Consider the following 18,856-nt stretch of genomic DNA (forward strand, 5'->3'; position numbering starts at 1 on the left):
CATATCTGGCGTTGACTTTTGGCACGCTGTTGAGTTCTCAAGGAACGGACGCTTCCTTTGTACTCACCCTCTCGGGCTTTCCTCCGGGCGCTTCCTTCGTTGTGTTCCAAACTCTATCAGGACTTTTTCGCCTCCCTGACCACTCATCTGCGAGCACGCAGAATCTGACCCAGGGATTAGGATCTGTCTTGGTAGATGCCACCGAGTCCGGACGCTTGCCGCGTCGCTTGCCTCAGGCGGGAGTCCGACTGTACATCGGTGGTTGGGGCGGGCGCAAATCGTTTGTGCGGTGCCCCTACTCAGTCATCCGGGACCACTCGCGCGGAACCGGGACTTTTTATGACTTACCCTTCTGAACAGCGCGTCGTCCAGGACAGGTAGTGACGGCGGCTACGTATCTCCACCCCCTGGGAGGCTTGCCATGACCAGCGTGACGTCCCCGCTTGCCGGACGCGCCATTGGGCTCTCTGCTGTACCGGACCCCGTCTTCTCCGGCGCGATGGTCGGGCCCGGCACGGCCATCGACCCCGCGCGCGAGCCCTCCGTGGCTGTCGCCCCCGTCGACGGCATCGTCGTCTCGCTCCATCCCCACGCCTTCGTCGTCGTGGACGACCAGGGACACGGTGTGCTGACGCACCTGGGGATCGACACCGTCCAGCTCAATGGCGAGGGCTTCGAGCTGCTCGTCAACAAGGGCGACACCGTTCAGCGCGGTCAGTCCATCGTGCGCTGGGACCCGGCGGGCGTCGAGGCGGCCGGCAAGTCTCCGATCTGCCCGATCGTGGCGCTCGAGGCCACTGCCGAGTCCCTTTCCGGTCTCGTGGAGGATGGCGACGTAAAGGCTGGGGACTCCCTCTTCAGCTGGAAGTGACGCCGCCGTCCCTGACGGCAGGCACGACATACACCGCGGCGGCTGGGCCCGTCGCTCTATCGGAGACGGGTGAAATGGAGACAACGCTGCGAGGCGTCGGCGTGAGCCACGGTGTGGCGATCGGCGAGGTTCGGCACATGGGGACGGCGGTGCTTGAGCCGCCTGCCAAGCAGATTCCCGCGGAGGAAGCGGAGCGCGAACAGGGGCGCGCCCGCCAGGCGGTGGAAGCTGTGGCGGCCGACCTGAATGCGCGCGGCAACCTGGCCGGTGGTGAGGCGCAGGGAGTTCTCGAGGCGCAGGCCATGATCGCTCAGGACCCGGAACTCATGGCTGACGTCGACCGTCGGGTGACCGTCGGCAGCTCGGCCGAGCGCGCCATCTATGACGCGTTCTCGCACTACCGCGAGCTGCTCGCGGGCGCCGGCGAGTACATGGCCGGTCGCGTCGCTGACCTTGATGACGTGCGGAATCGTATCGTCGCCCGTCTGCTGGGCGTTCCGATGCCCGGCGTTCCGGACAGCGACGAGCCCTACGTCCTGATCGCGCGTGACCTCGCGCCGGCGGACACGGCTCTGCTCGACCCCACGCTGGTGCTCGGTTTCGTGACCGAGGAAGGCGGACCGACCAGTCACAGCGCGATTCTCGCGCGTGCGCTCGGTGTGCCGGCGATTGTCGCGCTGCCGGGCGCGGGTGAGCTGGCCGAGGGCACGGTTGTCGCCGTGGACGGCAGCACCGGTGAGATCTTCGTCGAGCCGAGTGCGGAGAAGAGGGCTCAGCTCGAGGCCTCGGCGGCCGAGCGCAAGGCCGCTCTCGCCGCGTCGACCGGTCCCGGTGCGACGTCCGACGGGCACAAGGTGCCGTTGCTGGCCAACATCGGCGGTCCCGCCGACGTGCCTGCGGCGGTGGAGGCCGGGGCCGAGGGTGTCGGTCTCTTCCGCACCGAGTTCCTCTTCCTCGACGACAGCAGCAAGGCGCCGTCGGAGGAGAAGCAGGTCGAGGCGTACCGCAAGGTCCTCGAGGCGTTCCCCGAGGGTCGTGTCGTCGTGCGTGTGCTCGATGCGGGTGCCGACAAGCCGCTCGACTTCCTGACCCCCGGCGATGAGCCGAACCCGGCGCTTGGCGTGCGCGGTCTCCGGTCGCTGCTCGAGCACCCCGATGTGCTTCGTACGCAGCTGACGGCGCTTGCCAAGGCCGTGGAGGGGCTGCCGGTCTACCTCGAGGTCATGGCGCCGATGGTTGCCGACCGTATCGACGCGAAGGCGTTCGCCGACGCGTGCCGTGAGGCGGGACTGCAGGCCAAGTTCGGTGCCATGGTGGAGATTCCGTCGGCCGCTCTTCGGGCGCGCTCGATTCTCCAGGAGGTCGAGTTCCTGTCGCTCGGCACCAATGACCTCGCGCAGTACGCGTTCGCGGCCGACCGTCAGGTGGGCGCTGTGTCGCGGCTCCAGGACCCGTGGCAGCCCGCGCTGCTCGACCTGGTCTCGCTGTCCGCCGAGGCGGCCAGGGCCGAGGGCAAGAGCTGTGGCGTGTGTGGCGAGGCGGCTTCCGACCCGCTGCTCGCGTGTGTGCTGACCGGTCTCGGTGTCACCTCCCTGTCGATGGGTGCGGCGTCCATTCCCTACGTGCGGGCGACGCTGGGCAAGTACACGCTGGCTCAGTGCGAGCGTGCGGCGTCCGCCGCGCGTGCCGCGGACAGTGCCGAGGATGCGCGGAAGGCGGCGCAGGCCGTTCTGTCCGGCGAGTAGCCGCAAGCAAGTGTGTGAGGGGCGCTCCATCCGTCGTGGGTGGGGCGCCCCTCGGCGTTCAGTGGCGGTGTCCCCCCTCGGCTTCCGCGTCCCCGACGGTCGGTGCGGCACAGTAGTCGACGCCGGATTCCGGGGCGACCAGATCCCCTGACACCGCGTCGGTGCAGTAGGCGTCGAAGACCTCGGCCGCGGTCAGGGGCAGCAGTCGCTCGCCGTGCAGGCGCCAGCCCTGGACGCGGTCGCGTCGGCCGTCCGCGACGGTGCGCATCACCAGGCCCGCGGCGCTGTGGGTGGCGATGCCGGCCGCGAGGATCGTGGTGAACTCCAGGGCTTCGGTCTCGTCGAGCTGCGTGTTGCCCTCGGTGTCCTGTGCCGTGTGCAGAGCGGCGAGGAGTGTCTCCGGGGCCGCGGGCACGCTGCACACGAGGTGCCGGGTGCCGGGGCCGGGGATGTCGAGCAGCTGGACGAGGAGGTCCGATGCCCGGTTGAAGGCGGCGCGGCCGATGTCCTCGCCGCAGACCGCGCAGGCGCCGAGGCGGGCCAGGAGCATGGTCGCGTACTCCCAGGTGGCCCGGCGGACCGCTTCGTCGACGAGGTCGGGGAGCAGATCGGCGAGTGGTCGGCCGTCGTACGGCACGGTGGGCCCTGTGGCGGCGAGTTCGGCGGTGAAGCGGGTGCGGCTGGCCGGGGCGTCGGGGTCCAGGCCGGCCTCGGCGCAGTACTCCGCGTACTCCTCGGGGTCGAAGAGGGCGATGGCGGTGTGCCCGCCCTCGGACGCGAGTGATCTGAGGAGGCCTTCGGCCTGCCGGAGGTAGGTCGTGTGGTCGTCGAAGGTGAAGGTTCGGTAGCGGCGCATCGCCGCGAAGTCGTCCTCGTCGGCCAACAGGCCGATGGTACCGGCGACTTCGCGGCGTAGTGCCCGCCGCATGGTGGTGTGCTGGGTGCGCGTCATGATTCCCCCTGCGGTACGTCGGTCAATGCTCACTCAGAGTAATTGCGGGCACTGACAACGGCGGCTGGGCGGGAGTTCAGGAGCGCTTGCGGGCCAGGTCCTCGTAGAAGCGGAGGAGGTCGAGGTTGTCCACCGAGCCGGGGTTGACCGCCTTGTCCAGCGCGGTGCCCTGGAGCAGTCGCTTGACCGGGACCTCGATGCGCTTGCCGGTGAGGGTGTGGGGGATGCCGGGGACCTCGATGACCTCGTCGGGGACGTGGCGCGGGGAGAGCTGTGCGCGGATCGTCTGCTTGATGCGCTCACGCAGGCCGTCGTCGAGGGTGGCGCCGGGCGCGAGGTGGAGGAACAGGGGCATCCAGTAGCCGCCGTCGGGCTGTTCGACGCCGATGACGAGGGCTTCGCGGATTTCGGGGAGGCGTTCTACCGCTTCATAGATGTCGGCCGAGCCCATGCGTACGCCTTGGCGGTTGAGCGTGGAGTCGGAGCGGCCGTGGATGACGACGGAGCCGTGCGAGGTCACGGTGATCCAGTCGCCGTGGCGCCAGACGCCGGGATAGGTGTCGAAGTAGCTGTCGTGGTAGCGGCTGCCGTCCGGGTCGTTCCAGAAGTGGATCGGCATGGAGGGCATCGGGTTGGTGACCACGAGTTCGCCGACCTCGTCGACGAGGGGTTTGCCCTGGGGGTCCCAGGCCTGGAGGTCCGTGCCGAGGCCGGGGGCCTGGAGCTCGCCGATGTGTACGGGGAGGGTCGGTACGGCTCCGGCGAAGCAGGAGCAGACGTCCGTGCCGCCGCTGACCGAGGCCGTCCACAGGCCGCCGGGCGTGTCTTCGAACTCGTCGTGCAGCCAGCGGAATCCGTCGGGCGGGAGCGGGGATCCGGTCGTTGCGACGCACTTGACGGTGGAGAGGTCGAAGTCGCGGGCCGGGTGCACGCCCGCCTTGCGGCAGGCCATGACGTAGGCCGCCGATGTGCCGAAGAGCGTGGCCTTCGTGCGTTCGGCGATGCGCCACTGGGCGCCGGTGTCGGGGTAGCCGGGGCTGCCGTCGTAGAGGACGATCGTGGTGCCGGTGAGGAGGCCGGAGACGAGGAAGTTCCACATCATCCAGCCGGTGGACGTGTACCAGAAGAAGCGGTCCTCGGGGCCCAGGTCGCAGTGCAGGCCGAGCTGCTTGAGGTGTTCGACGAGGATGCCGCCCTGGGACTGGACGATGGCCTTGGGCAGGCCTGTCGTGCCGGAGGAGTAGAGCACCCACAGGGGGTGGTCGAACGGGACCGGCTCGAAGACCGGGATCGTGTCCGAGGCGGTGAGGGCGGCCCATTCCAGGGCGCCCTCGGGGGCCTCGGTGCCAAGCAGCGGGATGTGGACGACGGCGCGCAGCGTGGGCAGTTCGCGGCGCAGTTCGGCGACGGCGTCGCGGCGGTCGTGCTCCTTGCCGCCGTAGCGGTAGCCGTCGACGGTGAACAGGACGACCGGTTCGACCTGCTGGAAGCGGTCGAGGACGCTGCGTGCGCCGAAGTCCGGGGCGCAGGAGGTCCAGACGGCGCCGACGGCCGCGGTGGCCAGGAGGGCGACGACGGCCTGCGGGATGTTCGGGACGTAGCCGCTGACGCGGTCTCCGGGGCGCACGCCGAGGGTGCGCAGTTCGGCCGCCAGGGAGCCGACTTGGCGGCGCAGCTCGCCCCAGGTGACGGCGGCCGGTTCGTGGGTCTCGTCCACGTGGAGGAGGGCCGGGTCGTTGGTGCGTGAGGGGTCCTCCGCGGCCCGCAGTGCGTGTTTGGCGTAGTTGAGCGTGGCTCCGGGAAACCATTGGGCACCGGGCATCGAGCGGTCGCCGAGTACGCGCGCGTAGGGCGTCGAGAACCGCACGTCGAACCAGTCGGTCACCGCTTTCCAGAACGTGTCCAGTTCGTCCACGGACCAGCGGTGCAGCGCCGCGTAGCCGCCGTCGGCGGGTGCTCCGTGGTGTTCGGCGGCCCATGCCTGGAATCGCGTGATCTGCGCGGCGGCGATCCGTTCCTGGTCGGGCTGCCAGAGCGGTGAGGGGTTCGCTGAGGACATGGGGCGGCTCCCGGGCTTTACGCGTCGTATGCGTGTGGGTGCGCGCGTGCTGGTTGTGCGCGCGACACGGCTGACAGGGACGATGCCACGTGATCGATTGCGGCACCAGGGTGTGCCTCACACAGTCGGCGAGGCGGCTGTGTGCCGTCACCCCAGGTGAACGGCAGTTGAACGATCCACACGGGCGGCTTCTTCGGTGGCAGGGTGAGCAGCATGAACGGTCGTGACCTGGTGCGTTCGGTGAAGGCGGTCAGCTTGGTCGGTACGGCGCAGGGGTTGCGTGCGGTGCGGTCCTCTTGGCGTAGGCGGCGGACGGACGCGGCCGGGCTCGCTCCCCGGGGTGTCGAGCGCGCGCGGGTGCCCGGTCCGGTGACGGGCGTGGAGCCGGGGCCCGGCGGCGGGGTGGTGCGGTTCGCCCGTTCCGAGCTGCGGGTGCGGGTCACGACGGGCGGGGCGATCTTCTGGGGCTGGGACGGTGCGGAGCCCGATCCCTCCTACGCGCTGGTCAGCGGGGGCCCTGAGGCGGACCCGCGGGCCGTCCTCGAGCCGGACAAGGAGGGCGGCTGGCGGGTGGTGTCGGAGCGGGCGACGGTGGTCGTGTCGCGGCTGGGCGCCGTGGAGCTGCGGACGCCCGGTGGTCTGATGCTGCGCCGTGATCTGCCGCCTCGCTGGTGGGAGTCGGCCGGCGGTGCCACGCGCTGGCTGCAGCGCTCGCAGGTGGCGGCGGACGCGCGGTTCTTCGGTCTTGGGGGTCGCGCGCGGGGGCCGCGGCTGCGGAACGGGACGTACCGGCTGTGGAACACCGACCCCGGCGGTTCGTTCGGGCCTGGCGACGATCCCTTGTACATCACCATGCCCGTGCAGTTCGTCGTGGCCGATGTCGGCTGTCATCTGGTGTTCCACGACAACACGTGGGACGGCACCGTGGCGGTGCGCGAGGGTACGGAGGGGGCGGGGTCGGGGCATGACAGGGCGGGTGCGTGCGAGGTGCGCATGGACGGCGGGCCGCTGCGATGCTGGGCCATGGTGGGCTCCCCCGCGCGCGTGCTGCACGCCTGGAGCTCCCTGACGGGGCCGCCCGCGCTGCCTCCCGCGTGGGCGCTCGGGCACCATCACGCGCGGTGGGGCTTCGGCAGTGAGCGCGAGGTGCGGCGGATCGTCGCCGGCTACCGGGAGCGGGGGCTGCCGCTGGACGCCGTCCATCTGGACATCGACCACTACGAAGCGCATCAGGTGTTCACCGTCGACAAGGAGACCTATCCCCATGTGCCGCAGCTGGCCGACGACTTGCTCGAGGACGGCGTGCGGCTGGTGTCGATCGTCGATCCGGCGGTGAAGGCCGAGCCGGGCAATGAGGTCTACGACAGCGGCAGCGCGACGGACGCCTTTGTGCGCGATGCCGCGGGGCGGACGGTGCACGGGGTCGTCTGGCCGGGCCGGGCGGTGTATCCCGACTTCACGGACGCGCGGGTGCGGGCGTGGTGGGGCGGCCTCTACAAGGAACGGCTCGCCCAGGGGTTCTCGGGCTTCTGGCACGACATGAACGAGCCGGTGTCCTTCGCCGCCTTCGGGGAGCCGACCTTGCCCCGCTCCGCCCGGCACGCCTTGGAGGGCCGCGGGGGCGACCACCGCGAGGCACACAACGTGTACGGCCTCGGCATGGCGCGCGCCGGGTACGAGGGGTTACGCGAACTGCATCCCCAGGAGCGGCCCTTCTTGTTCTCGCGCTCCGGGTGGGCGGGGATGCAGCGCTACGGAGGGACGTGGTCCGGGGACGTGGCCACGGGGTGGCCGGGGCTGCGGGCGTCTCTGTCGCTGGTGCTCGGTCTGGGGCTGTGCGGTGTGCCGTACTCGGGTCCTGATGTGGGCGGCTTCGACGGCAGTCCGTCACCCGAGCTGTATCTGCGGTGGTTCCAGCTCGGCTCGTATCTGCCGCTGTTCCGCACGCACGCCGCGCTGCGGGCCGGGCGCAGGGAGCCCTGGGAGTTCGGTCCTGATGTGCTGGAGCACGCGCGCGTGGCGCTCGACGAACGCCGCCGGCTGCTGCCCTACTTCGTGACGCTCGCGCATCTGGCTCGGCGTACGGGAGCGCCGTATGCGCGGCCTGTGTGGTGGGGCAGTCCGGAGGACCGGGGGTTGCGTGACTGCGAGGACGCGTTTCTGCTCGGGGACTGTCTGTTGGTGGCGCCCGTGTTCGAGCCGGGGGCCGTCCGCCGTACGGTTCGGCTGCCGGCGGGCCGCTGGTACGACACGGCGACCGGCCAGGCGTACGAGGGACCGGCCCGTGTCCTCCTGGAGGCTCCGCTGTCCCGCATCCCCGTGCTCGCGCGGGCCGGCGCGGTGCTGCCGGTGCAAGGTGCCGACGGCGGGTTGGAACTGGAGGTGTGGGCTCCGGCGCCGGGGCGTACGGGGGGCGGCCTGGTGGTCAGGGACGCGGGTGACGGGTGGGAGGAGCCGGAGATCGAGCGGTTCACCGCGCGGTGGGCCGGAAAGCGTGTGGTGGTCGTGCGGGACGGCGAGGAAGCGGGTGATGTCGGGCTGCCGGTGACGGTGCGGGGAAGCGCGTGCCGTCAGATGTAGCGCCCCTCGAACCAGGCGCGTACGGCCAAGGTGTGCAGGGGGAAGGCGAGTTCGGCCGGGCGGTGCAGCAGGTGCCAGCCTTCGGTCTCGTCCGTGGGGGCCGGGTCGGGCAGCTCCGCCGCCGGGCGCTCGGGCAGGAGACCGAAGAGCAGGAGGTAGCCGTCAGGTGCGCTGAGCGCGTCCGCGAGGCGGATGTCACGGCTCTTCGCGCCGATGCCGGTCTCCTCCTGGAGTTCTCGGACGACGGCGTCCCGCCAGTCCTCCCGGTCGTCGATGAACCCTCCGGGCAGGGCCACTCCCCCGCGCGCGGGGGCGATGGTCCGGGTCACGACGACGAGGGCGGTGCCCTTGGTGTCGTACACGGGCTGCAGCGCCACCGCTACGGGGAGCGGATTTCGGTAGGCCGCCGTGCCGCAGCAGGCGCAGGTGCGGGGCCATGCGGAAAGAGGGTCCCGGTAAAGCGCTCCGCAGCTCGAACAGTGGGAGCCCGGGGCGGGTGCGGCGCGGTGCTGGGATGCGGACACGCCGCGGACTGTAGCCGGTCTCTGTCCGACTCACTGCGGTGACGGTCTTTCCCTCCGGGCGGTGACGGTCTTTCCCTGTGGGCCCGGATCCTGATAGATGCAGGGTTCATGACAGGACTTGCCACCGCACTGCGGAATCTCGCCGTCACCGCCACCGCTCTCGTCGCCGTGGCCGCCGCCCCCGCGCCCGCCCATGCCAAGCCCGAACCCAAGGCCCCCGATGAGTTCGTGGCGTTGCGCGACGTCGACCCGACGATCATCCAGGAGATGCGCTACCTGACGCCGCACAACTTCGTGGGTGAGCCCATCGACGGCTACAAGAAGCCGATGTGCATCCTCACCGAGCCGGCGGCGAAGGCGCTGCACAAGGCCCAGCGCACGCTGCTGCGCAAGGGCTACTCCCTGAAGGTGTACGACTGCTACCGGCCGCAGCGGGCGGTCGACCAGTTCGTGCGCTGGGCCGAGGATCTCGGCGACGTACGCATGAAGGCGGAGTTCTATCCCCATGTCGACAAGTCGCGGTTGTTCGAGGATGGTTACATCGCGGCGAAGTCCGGGCACAGCCGGGGCTCGACGCTCGATCTGACAGTCGTGAAGTTGCCCGCCCTGCCGACCCGTCCGTACGTCCCCGGCGAGCCGCTCAGGCCCTGCTTCGGACCCCAGGCAGAGCGGTTCCCCGACAACTCTCTGGACATGGGGACGGGGTTCGACTGCTTCGACACCCTCTCTCACACGGACGACCCCCGGATCACCGGCGCACAGCGCGCCAACCGCGATCTGCTGCGGGGCGCGCTGACCAAGGTCGGTTTCGTCAACCTCCCCGAGGAGTGGTGGCACTTCACGTACAAGCCCGAGCTCTTCCCTGACACCTACTTCGACTTCCCCGTGGCGCGCCGCTCCCTTCAGGGGAAGTAGCGGGCGCAGCGCTACTGACGGAATCCGGTTGCCCGTGACACACTTCTGACGTCCCGTCAGATTGAGTGTCATGGAGGAGCCTTGTCGCGTACGCGTACTCCTGTGGTGACCGGATGGTTCGCCGGGGAGGGAGACAACTTCCGTCTTCTGGGCACGCGCTGCTCTGCCTGCGCCTGTGTCTTCTTCCCCCGCGAGGACGGCTTCTGCCGCAACCCCGGATGCTCCGGCGGCGACCTCGAAGAGGTGCCGCTCTCCCGGCGCGGGCGGGTCTGGTCGTACACGGACAGCCGTTACCGCCCGCCCGCGCCGTACGTGTCCGATCCGGAACTTCCCTGGCATCCCTACGCGTTGATCGCTGTGGAGCTGGAAACGGAGCGGATGGTCGTACTCGGCCAGGCGACTCCAGGGGTCGACGTCACCGATCTGGAGATCGGCATGGAGGTGGAAGTCGTCCCCGGCGTGCTCGAGGAGGCCGAAGGACCCGAGGAGGACCCGGCCACGACCTGGACGACGTGGTACTGGCGGCCGGTGGGGGTGGGCGCATGACCAGCGAGGTGGCGGTTCTCGGCGCGGGCATGCACCCCTGGGGCAAGTGGGGCCGCAGTTTCGTCGAGTACGGCACGGCGGCGGCACGCGCGGCGCTCGCCGACGCCGGGGTGGACTGGCGCGACGTGGGGTCGGTCGTCGGCGCGGACACGGTGCGCGGCGGCTATCCCGGGTATGTGGCGGGGGCGACGTTCGCGAAGGCGCTCGGCTGGCAGGGCGCGCGGGTCGCCAGCGTGTACGCGGCGTGCGCGTCCGGGGCCCAGGCGATCAACACGGCGCGTACGCAGATCCTCGCGGGTCTCGCCGATGTCGTCCTCGTGGTCGGGGCGGACGCCGCGCCCAAGGGGTTCTTCCGCCCGGCCGGAGGGGACCGGCACGACGACCCGGACTGGCTGCGGTTCCGGCTCCTCGGGGCCACCAATCCCACGTACTTCGGTCTGTACGCACGCCGAAGGATGGCGGTGCACGGCGACACACTGGAGGACTTCGCCCAGGTCAAGGTGAAGAACGCGGCTGCCGGGGCGCTCAATCCGAACGCGCGCTACCGCAAGACCGTCACCGCCGAGGAGGTGGCCGCGTCGGCGGTCGTCGCCGACCCCCTGCGGCTGCTCGACATCTGCGCGACCTCCGACGGCGCGGCGGCGCTCGTGCTCTGCAGCATGGAGTTCGCCCGACGGCACGGCGCGACCAGCCCGGTGCGCATCCGGGCCGTGTCCACGGTGACGCCGACGTACCCGACCACGGTCCTGGACCTGCCGGACATCGCGACGGACTCCGCGGCCGTCGTGGCACCGGCCGACGGGACCTTCCGCGCCTCCATCGCGCACGCCGCGTACGAGGAAGCGGCTATCGGGCCCGACGAGCTCTCCTTGGCGGAGGTCTATGACCTCTCCACCGCGCTCGAACTGCAGTGGTACGAGGACCTGGGGCTGTGCGGCGAGGGAGAGGGGGCCAAGCTGCTGCGGGAGGGGGCAACCGCTCCGGGCGGCCGCATACCGGTCAACCCCAGTGGCGGACTCGCCTCCTTCGGAGAGGCCGTTCCGGCGCAAGCCATCGCCCAAGTGTGCGAACTGACATGGCAGTTGAGGGGCGCGGCGGGGGCGCGGCAGATCGAGGGCGCGCATGCGGGGATCACCGCGAACCAAGGGCTCTTCGGGCACGGCTCCGCGGTCGTCGCGGTGCGCTGAGCGCCGCCACCGGCCCCCGGCCGGTCGTCGTGGGGCAGGACCACGGGTGCCTCACAGAGGAAGGGCGTACGCCGGTTAACCGTTGCCGTCCGCGACCTTGACGCTCCATCACCACCGGTGAACACTTCCGGTGTCAGTCGGCATCGTCGCACTTCGGCTCCGCGCCACTCAGGGCCCCTGTACGCGTGAATGGTCCGCACGAAGGGCCTGTTCAGCGGGTCATCCCCCTCTGGGCGATTCGACTGCGACGGCACGCTCGCCATGGAAGCCGGGCGGGGCGCGGGACACCCCTGCCTTCGGCTGAAGTCACCGGGCAAAGCCAGGCAGTAGTCGTGGAACGCACCCAGCACGGAGTACCGGGGCCACCGCCCCGGGCGAGGCCCTAGGAGCCGCCATGTACTCGAATGGGGACATCTTCGTCGGTGAGATCATCGGCACCGCGATCCTGATTCTCTTCGGCGCCGGCGTGTGCGCCGCCGTCACGTTGAACCACTCGAAGGCGAAAGCCTCCGGCTGGGTCGTCATCGCCTTCGGATGGGGCTTCGGCGTGCTCGCCGGCGCGTACACCGCGGGCCCTCTCTCCGGTGGCCATCTCAACCCCGCGGTCACGCTCGGCATCGCGATCGACACCGAGGAGTGGGGCAAGGTCTGGATCTACCTGCTCGGCCAGATGGTCGGCGCGATGCTCGGCGCCGTCCTCGCGTATCTCGTGTACTTCGCGCAGTTCAACGCCAACGTCTCGCGAAGCGTCAAGGACAAGGTGACGAGCGCGCACGAGCCGACGCCGACTCTCGGTATCTTCTCGACCATCCCGGAGATCCGTAACCCGGTCGCCAACATGGTCACGGAGATCATCGCTACCATCGCCCTGGTGCTGCCCATCCTCGCCTTCGGGCTCACCAAGGGGCTCGGCGAGTCCGGCACGCAGACGCTGATCGTGGCGTTCCTGGTCGTCGGCATCGGCCTCTCGCTCGGCGGGCCCACCGGCTACGCCATCAACCCGGCCCGTGACCTGGGCCCCCGCATCGTGCACACGTTCCTGCCGATCCCGAACAAGGGAACGTCCGACTGGAGTTACGCCTGGGTCCCCGTGGCCGGGCCGCTGATCGGCGGAGCGCTCGCAGGTCTCATCTACAACGTAGCCTTCTGACGCTAGGGGTAGCCATGCCGGACAACTCCGAGAAGTTCGTCGCCGCGATCGACCAGGGCACCACCTCCAGCCGCTGCATCATCTTCAACCACTCGGGCGAGATCGTCGCCGTCGACCAGCGCGAACACCGCCAGATCTTCCCGAAGCCGGGGTGGGTCGAGCACGACGCCACCGAGATCTGGTCCAAGGTGCAGGCCGTGGTCGCGGGAGCGATCGCCAAGGCCGGTCTCCGTGCCGACCAGCTCAGCGCCCTCGGCATCACCAACCAGCGCGAGACGACGGTCCTGTGGGACCGCGCCACGGGCAAGCCGGTGCACAACGCGATCGTCTGGCAGGACACCCGCACGGCGGCTCTCTGCAACGAGCTTGGCGGTGCGGACGGCCAGGACAGGTTCCGGGAGCAGACCGGTCTGCCCCTCGCCAGCTACTTCTCCGGGCCGAAGGCCGCCTGGCTGCTCGACAACGTGCCGGGCCTGCGGGCCCGCGCCGAGCGCGGCGAGATCGCCTTCGGCACCATCGACTCGTGGCTGATCTGGAACCTCACCGGCGGCACGGACGGCGGCGTACACGTCACGGACGTCACCAACGCCGGGCGCACCATGCTGATGAACCTGGCCACCCTGCAGTGGGACCAGTCGATCCTGGCCGCGATGAACGTCCCCGAGGCGATCCTCCCGGAGATCAGGTCATCGGCAGAGGTCTACGGCACCGCGGTCGGGCAGCTCTCCGGTGTGCCGGTCGCCTCCGCGCTCGGCGACCAGCAGGCTGCCATCTTCGGGCAGGCCTGCTATGACACGGGGACGGCCAAGAACACGTACGGCACCGGCAGTTTCCTGCTGCTCAACACCGGTAACCGGCCCGTCCCGTCGAAGAACGGGCTGCTCACCACCATGGGCTACAAGATCGGTTCCGAGGCGCCCGTCTACTGTCTCGAAGGGGCGATCGCGATCACCGGCGCGCTTGTGCAGTGGTTCCGCGACCAGCTCGGCATCATCCGCAGCGCGGACGAGATCGAGACGCTGGCCGCGAGCGTGGAGGACAACGGCGGCGCGTACATCGTGCCCGCGTTCTCCGGTCTCTTCGCGCCCTACTGGCGCTCCGACGCCCGCGGCGTCGTCACCGGACTCACCCGCTACGTGACCAAGGCGCACCTGGCACGCGCCGTCCTCGAGGCGACCAGCTGGCAGACCCGCGAGGTCGTCGACGCGATGTACCAGGACTCCGGGGTGCGGCTGCGGTCCCTGAAGGTGGACGGCGGCATGACCAAGAACAACCTGCTGATGCAGCACCAGGCGGATGTTCTCGGGGTGCCGGTGATCCGGCCGAAGGTCTCCGAGACGACGTGTCTGGGCGCCGCGTACGCCGCCGGTCTCGCGACCGGTGTCTGGAACGACCTCGACGAGCTGAAGGCGCACTGGCAGCAGGACGTCGAGTGGACGCCGGTGATGGACACGGAGGCCCGCGAGCGCGAGTACCACAACTGGCACAAGGCGGTGGAGCGGAGCTTCGGCTGGCAGGAGGACGGCGCGAGCTGAGCCGGGAGCCGAGCCGAGAGTGACCGCGGCCCGTACCCCGGTCGGCGGGGGTACGGGCCGTGGCTGTTCGCGGGTTCACGCGCTCACGTCGTCGCGGGCTCCCTGGCCGCGGCGGCGACCGCCATCGCGTGCTGGACCACTCCTATGAGCACTTCCTTGACGGACTGCCGCTCGCGTGCGTCGCACATCAACACGGGGACATCGGGGTCGAGGTCGAGCGCCTGCCGCACGACCTCGGCGGGGTAACGCGACGCGCCCTCGAAGCAGTTGACGCCGACGACGAACGGTATGGAGCGGCGCTCGAAGTAGTCGACGGCCGCGAAGCAGTCCTCCAGGCGGCGGGTGTCGGCGAGGACCACGGCGCCCAGCGCCCCGGTGGCCAGCTCGTCCCAGAGGAACCAGAAGCGGTCCTGGCCCGGGGTGCCGAAGACGTAGAGGACCAGGTCCTCGCGGAGCGTGATGCGCCCGAAGTCCATGGCGACGGTGGTGGTGTGCTTGTCCGAGACGCCGCTGGTGTCGTCGACCGGGCGGCCCGCCTCGCTGAGCAGTTCCTCGGTGCGCAGCGGCTTGATCTCGCTGACGGCGCCGACAAGGGTCGTCTTGCCCACGCCGAAGCCGCCCGCCACCAGGATCTTCAGCGTCACCGGCTCGACGGGGGCCTTGCCGCGCTCAGCACGCTTGAAGATCATCGCTCGCTTCTCCTGGATCGGTGGTGTCACTTGGATCAGTGGTGTCACTCGGGCCTGTGGTGTCGCGCGGGGCCGGACCGTATCCGCCGCCGCCCGGGGTTTCGATCACGAGTACGTCGCCGGGGCCCACGTCCGCGAAGTCGCTGCCGCCGAGCTCCTGGACGCCGCCGTCGGCACGCTCCACACGCCCGGCGCCGAGCGCTCCGGGGCCGCCGCCCGCCATGCCGTACGGCGCCACCCTGCGGTGCTGCGCGAGCGTGGAGACCGTCATCGGCTCGCGGAAGCGGATGCGGCGCACCGCCCCGTCCCCGCCGACCCACCGCCCGGTTCCGCCGCTCCCGCGTCGCACCGCGAACTCCTCGAGCAGCACGGGCAGGCGCCATTCGAGGACTTCGGGGTCGGTGAGCCGGGAGTTGGTCATGTGGGTCTGGACGACGGACGCCCCGTCGAAACCGTCGCCCGCCCCGGACCCGGAGGCCACCGTCTCGTAGTACTGGTGGCGGTCGTTCCCGAAGGTGACGTTGTTCATCGTCCCGGAGCCCTCGGCCTGGACCCCCAGGGCTCCGTAGAGGGCGCCGGTGATCGCCTGCGAGGTCTCGACGTTCCCCGCGACGACGGCCGCCGGTGGCTCGGGGGCGAGAAGGGAGCCCGGCGGCACGATGATCCGCAGGGGGCGCAGACAGCCGTCGTTGAGCGGGATGTCCTCGGCCACCAGGGTGCGGAAGACGTACAGGACGGCGGCGTTGACCACCGCGAAGGGCGCGTTGAAGTTCGTGGCGAGCTGGGGGGACGTACCGGTGAAGTCGATGGTCGCCGAGCGGGCGTCGCGGTCGACCGAGACGCGGACCCGGATGACGGCCCCCGAGTCGGTGGGATAGGCGAACTCGCCTTCTTCGAGGGCGTCGATGACACGGCGTACCGCTTCTTCGGCGTTGTCCTGTACGTGCCTCATGTACGCCTGGACGACATCGAGCCCGAAGTTCCCGATCATGCGGCCGACTTCGTCGACGCCCTTCTGGTTGGCGGCGATCTGGGCGCGCAGGTCGGCGAGGTTGGTGGCCGGGTTGCGGGAGGGGTACGGGCCGTCGGTGAGCAGGCTCAGGGTCTGGGCCTCGCGGAGTCGGCCGTCCTCCACAAGGAGCCAGTTGTCGAAGAGGATGCCCTCCTCCTCGATGGTGCGGCTGTTGGCCGGCATGGAACCGGGGGCGATGCCGCCGATCTCCGCGTGGTGACCGCGCGACGCCACGTAGAAGAGGACCTGTCGCCCCGAAGTGTCCCGCTCCCCTTGAGTGTCGAAGACGGGGGTGATGACGGTGACGTCCGGCAGGTGCGTTCCGCCGTGGTAGGGGTCGTTGACCGCGTAGGTGTCCCCGGGTCGCATGCTGCTGCCCCGGCGCCGGATCACCTCCTTCACGCTGGTGCCCATCGAGCCCAGGTGGACCGGGATGTGCGGGGCGTTGGCGACCAGGTTGCCGTCCGGGTCGAAGAGCGCGCAGGAGAAGTCGAGCCGCTCCTTGATGTTGACCGACTGGGCCGTGGACTCCAGGCGGGCGCCCATCTGTTCGGCGATCGACATGAAGAGGTTGTTGAACACTTCGAGGAGGACGGGGTCGGCCTCGGTGCTCACGGCGGAACCCGCGGGCGCCGTCACACGTTCCATGACCAGGTGTCCCTCGCGTGACATCGACGCCTGCCAGCCGTCGTCCACGACCGTCGTGGCGCCGGCCTCGGTGATGATCGCGGGTCCGTCGACTCTCTCGCCGGGCGGCAGCTCCTCGCGCCGACGCAGGGGCACATCGCGCCAGGTGCCGCCCGTGTGCAGGCTGACGGTCCGCGCGGTGCCTCGCCGCGTGTCACCGGCGAGCACGGAGAGGTCGGGCTGCTCGGTCAGGCCGGTGGCCTCCACGGAGAGCGCCTCGACGACGACGGGTCGGTCCAGGGTGAAGGAGTAGGTGGTGCGGTGGCGTTCCTCGAAGACGCGGACCATGCTGTCCGGCTCGCTGAGCTCCACGGTGAGGGTGGTGTCGGTGCCGTCATAGCGCAGTTGGGCGCGGCGTGTGACGCGGATGCGGTCCTCAGGCACGTCCTCGGCGAGGAGTTCGGCGCGGGCCGCTTCCTCCAGGTCGTCGGCGGTCTTCAGGACGCGGGGCATCGCCGACGGTTCGAGGCGGGCCTCCACGGACTGCTCGCGCATCGCGGTGCTGTCGGCGAGTCCGATGCCGAGCGCGGAGAGCACACCCGCCATGGGGGGTACGAGGACGGTGCGGATGCCGAGCGAGTCGGCGACCATGCAGGCGTGCTGGCCGCCGGCGCCGCCGAATGTCGTGAGGGCGTAGCGGGTGACGTCATGGCCCTTCTGGACCGAGATGCGCTTGACGGCTGCCGCGATGTTGGCGACGGCGATCTGCAGGTACCCCTCGGCGACCTGCTCCGGGGTGCGGTCGTCGCCGGTGCGTTCCCTGATGTCGCGGGCCAGCGCGGTGAAGCGGTCGCGCACGAGTGCCTCGTCGAGCGGCTGGTCGCCGCCGGGCCCGAAAACCCGGGGGAAATGGGCGGACTGGACGCGCCCGAGGGCGACGTTGGCGTCCGTAACGGTGAGCGGACCGCCACCCCGGTAGCTCGCCGGGCCCGGAGCGGCGCCCGCCGAGTCGGGGCCCACGCGGTAGCGGCTGCCGTCGAAGTGCAGCACGGAGCCGCCGCCCGCCGCGACGGTGTGGATGTCCAGCATCGGCGCGCGCAGCCGTACGCCCGCGATCTGGGTGGTGAAGACCCGCTCGTACTCGCCCGCGTAGTGCGACACGTCCGTGGACGTGCCGCCCATGTCGAAGCCGATGACGCGGTCGAAGCCCGCGCGGTGCGACATGCGGGCCATGCCGACGATGCCGCCCGCGGGCCCGGACAGGATCGCGTCCTTGCCGCGGAACTGTCCCGCTTCGGTGAGGCCGCCGTTCGACTGCATGAACATCAGGCGTACGCCGTCGAGTTCGTCGGCGACATGCTGGATGTAGCGGTCGAGGACGGGCGACAGATACGCGTCGACGACCGCCGTGTCCGCGCGCGGGACCAGCTTCATCAGCGGGCTGACCTCGCTGGAGAGTGAGACCTGCGCAAAGCCCGTGCGGACCGCCAGTTCGGCGATGGCCTGCTCGTGGGCGGGGTACAGGTGGCTGTGCATGCAGACCACGGCGACGGCTCGGATGCCGTCCTCGTGGGCCTGGCGCAGCGGCCCGGCGAGCTGTTCCAGATCGGGTGCCCGCAGGATCTCGCCCTCGGCGGTGACACGCTCGTCGGCCTCGATGACCCGTTCGTACGGCAGCTCGGGGAGGACGATCTCGCGGGCGAAGATGTGGGGGCGGTTCTGGTAGGCGATGCGCAGGGCGTCGCCGAAGCCGCGGGTGATCACCAGGGCGGTGGGCTCTCCCTTGCGCTCCAGGAGGGCGTTGGTCGCGACGGTGGTGCCCATCCGGACGGCGTCGACGGGAACGTCCGCCGTGCCGTCGGGGACGCCCGGAGCGGCGCCCAGGAGTTCACGGATGCCCGCGACGGCCGCGTCGGTATAGCGGGACGGGTTGTCCGACAGGAGTTTGTGCGTGAGCAGCCGTCCGTCGGGCCGCCGCGCGACGATGTCCGTGAAGGTGCCGCCCCTGTCGACCCAGAACTGCCAGCCAGTCACGTCTCACTCCCGCTTCCGCGCTGTTCAGAGCGCCCGGAGGCCGTTGATCACGTCGCGCAGAATACTCTCGTCAGGGAGTTCCGCCGGGGGTACGGGACGTGTCACGTGCACCAGTTCGTCGTCGACGAGATCGCCGATGAGGACGCGGATCACGCCGATGGGAAGGTCTAGTTCGGCCGCCAGTTCGGCAACGGACTGGGGGCTGTCACGGCAGAGCCCGACGATGTCCACGTGCTCCGGAGACAGCCTCCTGTCCGCCTCCGGATCACCGGCACGGGCCTCCGCGATGACGACCGCGATCAGATCGAGGCGATGCTGGGCCGGACTCGTGGTCCGGCCGCGCGTCATGGCGTACGGCCGCACCACGGGCCCGGCGTCGTCGTCGAACCAGCGAGGCGTCCTCTGTGTCCCTGTGCCGTCTTCGCTCATA

At 70.3% G+C, this 18,856-nt stretch carries 14 protein-coding genes; 8 read left to right on the forward strand and 6 right to left on the reverse strand.

Features of this window, described 5'->3' with window-relative positions; all coding sequences use genetic code 11:
• Nucleotides 1-421: 421 nt before the first annotated feature.
• Both AB0I94_RS23715 and ptsP read left to right on the forward strand, forming a co-directional pair.
• The gene (locus AB0I94_RS23715; RefSeq protein WP_363311622.1) at nucleotides 422-871 is read left to right on the forward strand and encodes a PTS glucose transporter subunit IIA; all 450 of its coding nucleotides are present in this window, start codon (nucleotides 422-424) and stop codon (nucleotides 869-871) included.
• 74 nt (nucleotides 872-945) lie between these two features.
• Nucleotides 946-2,616 carry a phosphoenolpyruvate--protein phosphotransferase gene (gene ptsP, locus AB0I94_RS23720; RefSeq protein WP_363311623.1) on the forward strand — a complete coding sequence of 557 codons (1,671 nt, stop codon included), beginning with the start codon at nucleotides 946-948 and terminating at the stop codon, nucleotides 2,614-2,616.
• Nucleotides 2,617-2,674: 58 nt separating this feature from the next.
• Here ptsP and AB0I94_RS23725 read toward each other — a convergent pair whose 3' ends face one another.
• A complete protein-coding gene (locus AB0I94_RS23725; RefSeq protein ID WP_363311624.1) occupies nucleotides 2,675-3,568 on the reverse strand; it encodes a hypothetical protein in 894 nt (297 codons plus the stop codon).
• A 76-nt stretch (nucleotides 3,569-3,644) separates the two neighbouring features.
• Nucleotides 3,645-5,627 carry an acetoacetate--CoA ligase gene (locus AB0I94_RS23730; protein ID WP_363311625.1) on the reverse strand — a complete coding sequence of 661 codons (1,983 nt, stop codon included), beginning with the start codon at nucleotides 5,625-5,627 and terminating at the stop codon, nucleotides 3,645-3,647.
• 213 nt (nucleotides 5,628-5,840) lie between these two features.
• Here AB0I94_RS23730 and AB0I94_RS23735 point away from each other — a divergent pair, with 213 nt between their 5' ends.
• Nucleotides 5,841-8,207: a TIM-barrel domain-containing protein gene (locus AB0I94_RS23735; protein ID WP_363311626.1), complete on the forward strand. Its 2,367-nt coding sequence runs from the start codon at nucleotides 5,841-5,843 to the stop codon at nucleotides 8,205-8,207.
• On the opposite strand, the gene AB0I94_RS23740 is transcribed toward AB0I94_RS23735, so the two are convergent.
• Nucleotides 8,198-8,731 (reverse strand): NUDIX domain-containing protein, encoded by a 534-nt coding sequence (locus tag AB0I94_RS23740; protein WP_363311627.1) that lies wholly within the window; start codon nucleotides 8,729-8,731, stop codon nucleotides 8,198-8,200. The genes AB0I94_RS23735 and AB0I94_RS23740 overlap by 10 nt on opposite strands.
• Nucleotides 8,732-8,839: 108 nt before the next feature.
• On the opposite strand from AB0I94_RS23740, the gene AB0I94_RS23745 reads away from it, so the two are divergent.
• The 5 genes from AB0I94_RS23745 to glpK all read left to right on the forward strand — a co-directional run bounded on the left by AB0I94_RS23745 (nucleotide 8,840) and on the right by glpK (nucleotide 14,064).
• Nucleotides 8,840-9,646, forward strand: a complete 807-nt coding sequence (locus tag AB0I94_RS23745; RefSeq protein WP_363311628.1) for a M15 family metallopeptidase — start codon at nucleotides 8,840-8,842, stop codon at nucleotides 9,644-9,646.
• A 102-nt stretch (nucleotides 9,647-9,748) separates the two neighbouring features.
• Nucleotides 9,749-10,192 (forward strand): zinc ribbon domain-containing protein, encoded by a 444-nt coding sequence (locus AB0I94_RS23750; protein ID WP_363311781.1) that lies wholly within the window; start codon nucleotides 9,749-9,751, stop codon nucleotides 10,190-10,192.
• Nucleotides 10,189-11,379, forward strand: coding sequence for a lipid-transfer protein (locus tag AB0I94_RS23755; protein ID WP_363311629.1), 1,191 nt, complete (start codon nucleotides 10,189-10,191; stop codon nucleotides 11,377-11,379). The genes AB0I94_RS23750 and AB0I94_RS23755 overlap by 4 nt, the downstream gene beginning before the upstream one ends.
• 394 nt (nucleotides 11,380-11,773) lie before the next feature.
• On the forward strand, nucleotides 11,774-12,529 hold the full coding sequence (locus AB0I94_RS23760; protein WP_363311630.1) for an MIP/aquaporin family protein: 756 nt from the start codon (nucleotides 11,774-11,776) through the stop codon (nucleotides 12,527-12,529).
• A gap of 14 nt (nucleotides 12,530-12,543) precedes the next feature.
• Nucleotides 12,544-14,064, forward strand: a complete 1,521-nt coding sequence (glpK, locus tag AB0I94_RS23765) for a glycerol kinase GlpK (RefSeq protein WP_363311631.1) — start codon at nucleotides 12,544-12,546, stop codon at nucleotides 14,062-14,064.
• 83 nt (nucleotides 14,065-14,147) lie between these two features.
• Here the strand turns inward: glpK and AB0I94_RS23770 are convergent, their stop codons facing one another.
• The 3 genes from AB0I94_RS23770 to AB0I94_RS23780 are packed head-to-tail and all read right to left on the reverse strand — an operon-like array spanning nucleotide 14,148 to nucleotide 18,855.
• Nucleotides 14,148-14,753, reverse strand: a complete 606-nt coding sequence (locus AB0I94_RS23770; protein WP_363311632.1) for an ATP/GTP-binding protein — start codon at nucleotides 14,751-14,753, stop codon at nucleotides 14,148-14,150.
• Nucleotides 14,734-18,426, reverse strand: a complete 3,693-nt coding sequence (locus AB0I94_RS23775) for a hydantoinase B/oxoprolinase family protein (RefSeq protein ID WP_363311633.1) — start codon at nucleotides 18,424-18,426, stop codon at nucleotides 14,734-14,736. The genes AB0I94_RS23770 and AB0I94_RS23775 overlap by 20 nt, the downstream gene beginning before the upstream one ends.
• 24 nt (nucleotides 18,427-18,450) lie before the next feature.
• Nucleotides 18,451-18,855: a DUF742 domain-containing protein gene (locus AB0I94_RS23780; RefSeq protein WP_363311634.1), complete on the reverse strand. Its 405-nt coding sequence runs from the start codon at nucleotides 18,853-18,855 to the stop codon at nucleotides 18,451-18,453.
• Nucleotide 18,856 lies beyond the last annotated feature (1 nt).

This window comes from Streptomyces sp. NPDC050147, assembly GCF_040660195.1.
Classification (GTDB): Bacteria; Actinomycetota; Actinomycetes; order Streptomycetales; family Streptomycetaceae; genus Streptomyces.